The organism is bacterium (genome assembly GCA_040756715.1).
Lineage (GTDB): Bacteria > UBA9089 > UBA9088 > UBA9088 > UBA9088 > JBFLYE01.
Map to the genome: position 1 here is coordinate 1 of JBFLYE010000157.1, position 6,710 is coordinate 6,710.

Annotated in this window: 3 protein-coding genes; all 3 read left to right on the forward strand. The window is 41.2% G+C overall.

Annotated elements, in window-relative coordinates:
* Nucleotides 1-338 (forward strand): T9SS type A sorting domain-containing protein (locus tag AB1397_05775; GenBank protein ID MEW6482494.1); only part of this gene is annotated, 338 nt, incomplete at its 5' end.
* A 22-nt stretch (nt 339-360) separates the two neighbouring features.
* Entirely contained in the window at nt 361-5,901 is a 5,541-nt protein-coding gene (locus AB1397_05780; GenBank protein ID MEW6482495.1) for a PilC/PilY family type IV pilus protein, read from the forward strand.
* Nucleotides 5,902-6,036: 135 nt separating this feature from the next.
* Nucleotides 6,037-6,591: a GspH/FimT family pseudopilin gene (locus AB1397_05785; protein ID MEW6482496.1), complete on the forward strand. Its 555-nt coding sequence runs from the start codon at nt 6,037-6,039 to the stop codon at nt 6,589-6,591.
* The last annotated feature ends 119 nt before the right edge of the window (nt 6,592-6,710 follow it).

Genomic DNA, 6,710 nt, shown 5'->3' on the forward strand with positions numbered 1-6,710 from the left:
CCTTAGAAATAAAAGATAAAGAGATAACCATTAAGCCTTTAATCCCATCCCAATCAGAGCTCCTTCAATCATACCCCAATCCCGCAAAGGATGCCTGCTATATCCCATTCAAGCTTTCCAAAGATTCAAATGTTTCTCTTGAAATCTATAACATCTTAGGACAAAGGGTAAGGACAATAGAGCTAGGACAAAAACCTAAAGGCTCATATACCCAAAAGAATAGGGCAATATTCTTTGACCTAAAAAATAATGCTGGACAAAACCTTTCTTCTGGATTATACTTTTATAAAATAAAGGCAGGGAATTTTTCTGCCATAAAATCTATGGTTGTAAAATAAAACAAACAATCGGGAGGGAAAGATGGGTAAAATGAGAAGATTTTTGGGAAAAATAAGGCTTGAGGAGCTTGTTCTCTTTGTGCCACTTGTCTTAAGCATAAGCTTTATTCTCATAAAGTGCTTTTTGTTTGCCCAGCCAGTGGGCTGGGGGTATAAGGTAAAGATAAGGATAAATAACCCAGGTCCAGCCAGGACAGATTATCCGGTGCGTATTGAGGTTCCTACCACGCCATATATAGATTCAGGAAGGATGAACTCTGACCTAGGGGATATAAGGTTCTACCAGGGAAGCAACAACCTTCCCTTCTGGATCTATCCCACTGAGGGGATGAACCGAAATTCGTATTCCTTGCCAGTCTATGTAAGAATAAAAACACTGAATAGCGGAGACAATTTTATCTATATGTATTTTGATAAAAGCAAGGGTGCAGATTCTTCCCCTACCCCTCCCGGAGGGACCTCCTACCTCTGTGAGGATTTAGGACCAAATGTTAATTGGAATACTTGTGCCCCTGCCTGTTTAGACCCAAACCGGCCAAGCAATTTTCCCTTTTCGGGAAAAAGCGCAGGGGCTTCTGTCTTCTCTATCTTTGCCTTTGACCCAAGGGATACCGATACCTTTAATACCGATGGAACCGGCTGGATGACCACGGAAGCAAGAAGAATAAGCAAAACAAGGCTTTCCAATGCCTTTATCTTACATTTTGAAACCCACTTTTGTTTAGGCAATGAGGTTATGGCATATTTTCTTCTTCAGGGAAATAATGCTTCACAACTAGACTCAACCAATGGCTATCGACTTTATATTGATTATGACACTAATGTTGAGGACAATTACCATTGGAGTAGGGGAAGGTATTATCTAAGGCTATACCGAAGAACAACTGCTGCGGGATGGCAGGAAGTAACCAATTCTAATATGTACATCTACAACAACACAATCTGGCAGTGGGATATAAAGGTATCCACCAGCACAATTAGGGTTCTCTCAAATGGAAGCGAGGTTTTAGCTTATAATAGAGGAGGTGATGGTGGTGCTAACTTCAAGGGAGGCTATATTGGGTTTAAGAGGTATCCCATAACTGGGGCAGAATGTGGACAGAATACGACCGATGGCCTATCCCCGATTGCGGCAGTTGATCGATATAATGAGCATGAGCCAGAGGTTGAAATAATAGGAAACCCTGATTTAGAGGTAAAAAAGGTAAGGCCTAGCCCAGGAACTTCTTATCACGGAAGGAACATTATTGAATACCCGGCAGGAACACAGAGGGAAGATGGATATATCGATGGCGATACATTTGAGAAATACATTTACCGCGCATATAAGATGGCAGGAAAAAACCAGCAATTTGAATATTGGGTAAACATATGGAACAGGGGTAGTGCAGAAGATACATTTAATCTTAAAGTAGAGCCAAAAGGAGGGATGAAAGAATGGTTTATTGCCTATAAATATGGAAGTAATGAGTGGCAAGAAAACCTCCCTGGCATAGGCTCAAATACACTTGGCTCGATAACCATTTCGGGTGGTGGGTCCTGGGAGCTTGGAATTCTTGTCGTCCCAGCCGCCGATGTTTTATTTAAGGGAGGAAGGTTTGATTTTACCTTTATCGTGGAGGGAGGGATGGATATGTGCCTTGATACTTGTAGGTTTGTCTCCTATGTTAGGCCAAAGTTTAACTGCTATTGGAAGTATAAAATGCCCATTTTGATAAAGTATCAAGACACCTATGATACAGGAACCCTCACCGATTATCAGGTTCTTATAAATATCCCCAAGAATAAGCTTGAAGGTGTAGGACCTACAGGCGCGGATATCCTTTTTAGCGACGAGGAGGGTGGCCTTATTCCCTTCTGGATGAAGTCATTTGATTATAATAATAAAAAGGGCTCATTCTGGGTGAATGTTCCAAAGATAAAGGCAAATCCTATGATTCCAGGAAAAAGCCCCTTTGATTTTGCTGTGTTTTCCGACCTCTGCCAGTGCTATATTGGTGGGGGTGCTGGCCCTGTGGTCAACGATGGCTCTGTTCATTCAAATTCCTGTGCGATAATTAATAATTGTGCTCATACGATAGTTGAATCAGGCTATATAAATGATTCAGAAAGAACCGGTTGTGGTGGTGATGATTGCCCTAATGGAAGTTCAAACCCAGCCTATTCTGGCGATATCCCATTTCCCGAGCTAGACCTTGCTTATTATAGAAATTTGGCACAACAGCAGGAAAGATACTACACATCCTGCTCTGAAGTCTCTCTTCCTACTAATGGTGGGGTTACCATGGTAGAGGCATCAGGCTGCACAGTAAGCTTTTCAGGAAATCAAACGGGAAAGGGAAGCCTGATAATAATTGGAGCAAACCTTGAATTTAAAGGAAATGTTGACTTTAAAGGCCTTGTCTATGTATGGGGAGGGAATTTTTCAATGTCTGGGAATGCAAAGGTTACTGGACAGATAATTGTAAGTGGACAGGTAGACATAAATGGAACAGATCGGGTCTATTATCAAAAGCAGTTTCCGGTATGCTCTAATTGCCCAGCAGGTCCACCTGCTCCCGCAGCAACCGCAACCACAACCATATATTGCTGGTGGGGAAATGTAGATTATCCTATCTCAAGGAGCAATATAAAGGAGACATTTGACCTCTGGGAGGATTGGGAGGAGAGAACCCTTAATGACCAGGTGGGTGATTGTCCAAATATTACATCCAGCTGTAGTCCAGATTCCGGGGGATGGCAAAATATCCCCACCCCAGCCAATAACTATAACTGGTGGAAGATAAGGGATAATACGGGTGCAAATAGGGCAATTGACAAGAGGGTTATGATGGCAGATAAGGGTTCTACTTTTAAATCAAGCGATATTGGCCCATTTGTTACCGGAGGCGATATCAGGTGGAAGAACTATGAGGTTATTTATTCATCCTATGATGAATACAATAACTATGGCGGTGATGCAAACCGGGCAAACCCTCAATATAACCCGGTCTGCCATAGGGACCCTGGAAATACCTGGGGAATGGAGTTTTTTGCCACCCAAGGGGGTTTATTTATCTTCCGTCCCTTTGGTGATGGAAGGGATTGGACCTGGCAATATCAGTCTAATGCAGGAAAAATCCTTGGCGATTCTACATATCCGATGTTTAAGAAAAGATACTGGATAAAGGTAAGGCCATTCTATAATAATATTGATAAAAAGACATATCTTATGCTTCTGATTAGAAAAGAACCTGCGCCTGCTGATATAGATTCTGATAGCGGTTTTCTCCCTGTAACCGAGCGTTTTGACCAAATGCCCCCGGGGTTTATCGCACCAAGTGCCTATGCCGCACAAGGTGGAGCAATCGGCTTTGGTGGCTGGAATGGTGGCTTTTCTTATGACAATATCAGGGTTAGGAAATTTGTTTATCCTGAGCCAAGCTATGAAATAGGAGAGGGGGAAACATTGGCATATAAACCCATTAAGAGCCTATCATTTCCAAATTTAACCCCACCTTTGATGAATAACAGACCCTGCCTGGTTATAGGAACAATAGAGCCCTGGAAATGGTGGGGAAACCTCTATAGCTATTATGGAGATTGCTATTTAGGCGGGGAGTGCGAAGAGGGTGAAAGCAGAGAGATCTTAGCCTCAATAAGCCTCTGGGGAGATACCCAAACACAAGTATTAAAGGGCTTTGGCGACCATCTAAAGGAGGCGCAAGTAGGGGATAACAACCCATCATTTGCAGCTTTTCTTCCCCTGCCAGATAATGGGGGAGATTGGTGGAAAACACAGGGAAGGGTTATCTTTACGGCAAACACAAGCACCGACCAGGCCTTTATCCCCTTTGACATTTCAAACAAAAACCAATTTAAACAATACCTGGGAGTTCCTGATCATGAAGTAGATGACCTGATAAGGTTTGTGCGGGGGAAATATATAAACAGGTATAAAAGATCAGAACTTAGGGTATATAATAGATATATCCTTGGTTCAACTGCAGATACAAATCAATGGAAGTTGGGTGATATTATTCATTCCAATCCCTTAGCGGTTGGCCTACCGGTTTTATACTATCCCGATCAAGAATACACAAAATTTAGCAAAGAGAATTCAACGAGAACCCTCGTGGTATACTTTGGCTCTAATGATGGAGTTTTCCATTGTGTCAGAATGGCAAAATGGACTAAAGGGGTAGTAACGGAAAGGGGGACATTTAGTATGTACACAAGCGATACCAGTGCGAGGGAACTCTGGTCATTCATTCCCAATGGGTTATTGGGAAAGCTTAAGGATACAACAGAAAAAGACCATAAATACACAGCCGATGGCTTATTGAGGGCAATTGATTTCTGGGATAATCAAGAGAAAAAATACAAAACCCTCTTAGTCGGTGTTTTAAGGACAGGTGGGCAATCTATTTTTGCCATTGATATTACCGATCCATATTATCCAAAGCTCCTTTGGGAAAAGAACAATCTTACCAATCCAGAAGAATTTGAAAGGATTGGAGAGACATTTTCTGCCCCTGCTTTAGGAATGCTGGAAGAGGGATTGGATAAAAATAACCGATGGGTGGGAATCTTTGGCTCTGGCTTACATCCAAATGGGATAAGGAATATCGCAGATAAATGTGCATACCTTACTGTGATAAACCTTAAAGATGGAAGCATTATAAAGCAGATTAGGGTTTCCGAGAAGGTAGGTAATATCACCTCTGATCTATCCTGTATGAGGGGTAGAGATGGTGAATTAAAGAGGATATCCTTTGGTGATTACTTTGGATGTGTCTTTAGAATAGACCTTCGCACCGAAGGCCTAGTCAGTTCATTTTTAAGCAAAGGAGAGCTTTCTGAGGGCTCTGATTTATTCTTCAAGCCCGCTGATTACAATAGCTCTAATCTCTGGACAGGAAGCCCTCCAGAAAGGCCTGTTCCCACTATGCCTGTATTTGGAAATGTAGATGTTTCTCAATTTCCTGCAGACTGGTGGTGTTGGCTATACTTTCCCACCGGTGATTATGATGTCTATGATGAAAATTATCCCCATCAAAGGGTCTATGCCTTAGATGAGAAAAAACCCCTTCCCTATAACGATATCATAGGCCTTACTAATATGACAGATTCTTCAAAATCAAATCCCAATAATAATAGCTACTATATTGAGCTTGGCCATGATGATCCAAAGGATTATGCAACCACAGGTGCTACAAGCCCAAAGGATAGGAATGAACGGTGCATCTCTCCCGTAGAGGTCTTTAATTTTATCCTCTTCTTTACCACATTTACACCAAACTCTAATATATGTGAGGGTGGCCTTACCAGGTTCTATGCGGTTAGATTTACCTCAGGCGAGGTTTATCAAGACCTTATCGGGGCAGTGGCTGGAAAGGAAGATGTAAGGAGCGTTGCCTATCCCGATGTGGGTGTTCCATCTACAACCATGATCTATCCAGGAGGAGAAGCATCGGGACCATCAGGTGGAATAATGAATACAGGCACAGGTGAGATAATGCAGGTTCCCCTATCCTCTATCTTTCCTCCCGTAGATATACGTTTATGGAGGGAAGTAAGATAGAAATTTTAAATGTTGAATTTTGAATGTTAAATTATGAAGAAAGATAACTTAATTCAAGAAAAAAGTTTTTAGAAATTGAAAGTATAATCAATATTTTGACTAAAATTGTAAGAACAAGTTCTAAATCAATTTAATATGATTTATAATTCAAAATTCAAAATTCAAAATTCAAAATTTACCGGGTATACCCTATTAGAAATTATGGTGGTTGTTTCTATACTGGGAATAGCCCTTGCTGTGATTACCCCAAATATGCTGGGAAGGGCCAGGAGGACAAGCCTGGAATCCTCCCTTTCAGCCTTAGCCGGTGATATGAAAAAGGCAAGGGCAGAGGCAATGTCTTTTGGAACAAGGACAGTCCTCCTGACCGTTGGCTCAGAAACCTCAGGACCAGAAGACCTTGATCAGGATGGAAGAAAAGAGGAGCATTACATCTGCTTTATTGACAATGATCGAAATGGAGCATTTACCCTTAATGTTGATCAGGTTTTATACAAGAAGAACTGGGGTAATGTTGAGGTAGGAATAAATACCCTATCGCCGATTATCTTTCTTCCCCAGGGAACCATAGTTCCTAATGGACAAGCGCCACGGGCTTTAAATATAAAATTTCCTAACTACAAGTCTGAATATTCCCTTGAGCTTTTATCAATCCTTGGAATGACAAGGATTGTAAGAATAAGATTATGAATTTTGAATGTTGAATTTTGAATTAAAAAAGGAAAAACTTTATATAAAATTATGAATTTTGAATGTTGAATTTTGAATTAAAAGGGGAAAATTTTATAAAACTTAAACCTTCAATCCAA

Bases quoted from the DNA above. Each gene is read 5' to 3' on its own strand.
- AB1397_05785 (MEW6482496.1), top strand. From the start codon at position 6,037: ATGATTTATAATTCAAAATTCAAAATTCAAAATTCAAAATTTACCGGG.
- AB1397_05780 (MEW6482495.1), top strand. From the start codon at position 361: ATGGGTAAAATGAGAAGATTTTTGGGAAAAATAAGGCTTGAGGAGCTT.